We start from the raw sequence: 1175 nt of genomic DNA on the forward strand, positions 1-1175 counted from the left end.
AATCTACACGAGCCTTATCGTCGGCAGCGTCAGCTGTGTATAAGAGACAGCCCCCACCCTTCCCCACCGCGTCAGCCCTTGGGCACCGCCACCATGTCGAAGTCCGGGATGCGTTCGCGCATGAACTCACGCATCCGGTTGATGAGGGCCGCCTCAATCTGCCGGGCGCGCTCGCGGCTGACGCCGTACTTGTCGCCAATGTCCTGGAGCGTGAGCGGCTCGTCCGCGGTGAGGCGGTGCTCGAAGATGTAGCGCTCCTTGCCCTCCAGCGTCTGGGCGAAGGCGGCCAGGTTCTCCCGGAAGAGGGCCTTGAGCTGCTCGCTGCCCAGGCGCTCGTCGGCGGGCACCGCGCTGGACGGCAGGTAGCGGTCCGCCCGGGTGGAGCCCGAGTCCCCGTCGTTGCCCAGCGGCGCGTCGATGGACACCTCGTCGTGCCCCAGCCGCTGGTCCATCTCCACCACGTCCTGCTCGGTGACGTTGAGGCGCTCCGCCAACAGGCGCGGGCTGGCCTCGAAGCCCTGGGAGATGAGCTTCTCCTGCTCCTGGCGCAGCTTGAAGAAGAGCTTCCGCTGGGCCTCGGTGGTCCCCAGCTTCACCATCTTCCAGTTGTCCATGATGTAGCGGAGGATGTACGCGCGGATCCACCAGGCGGCGTAGGAGCTGAGCTTCACCCCCCGGTCCGGGTCGTACTTCTTCACTGCCTGCATCAACCCGATGTTGCCCTCCTGCACCAGGTCCAGCAGGGACAGGGGGTTGCGGTGGTACTCGTGGGCCAGCTTCACCACGAGTCTCAGGTTGGAGGCCACCAGGCGGTAGGCCGCCCGCACGTTCCCCGAGGCCTGGTACTCCTTGGCCAGCTGGTGCTCCTCCTCCCGGGTGAGCAGGGGGTGCTTCGTCACCTCGGCCATGTAGGCCTGGAGCGGGTCCCGGTTGGTGAGGGCGCTGCTGCTCTCCGCGCGCACCAGGGCCGCGGGCCGGGCGGCGCGGGCGGGAGCCGGGGACTCCTCGATTTCCGCCTCCGCTTCGTTCAATTCCGTCAGGTCCGGCTCCAGGGCGTCCGGGTCCTGGACGGTCTCCTCGACTTCTTCGTCCAGAGCTTGCGGGTTTTCCGGAGTTGTCTGCCGGGCGGTCCCCGGGCGGGCGGAGGCCGCGGGGCGCTTCGCGCGGGGCCGGGG

Annotated in this window: 1 protein-coding gene; it reads right to left on the reverse strand. The window is 68.7% G+C overall.

Annotated elements, in window-relative coordinates:
• Nucleotides 1-71: 71 nt before the first annotated feature.
• Nucleotides 72-1094: an RNA polymerase sigma factor RpoD/SigA gene (locus tag D7Y11_RS42630; protein ID WP_121754645.1), complete on the reverse strand. Its 1023-nt coding sequence runs from the start codon at nt 1092-1094 to the stop codon at nt 72-74.
• Nucleotides 1095-1175 lie beyond the last annotated feature (81 nt).

Origin of the sequence: Corallococcus sp. AB018 (genome assembly GCF_003986945.1) — a bacterium.
GTDB classification, from domain to species: Bacteria; Myxococcota; Myxococcia; order Myxococcales; family Myxococcaceae; genus Corallococcus; species Corallococcus exiguus.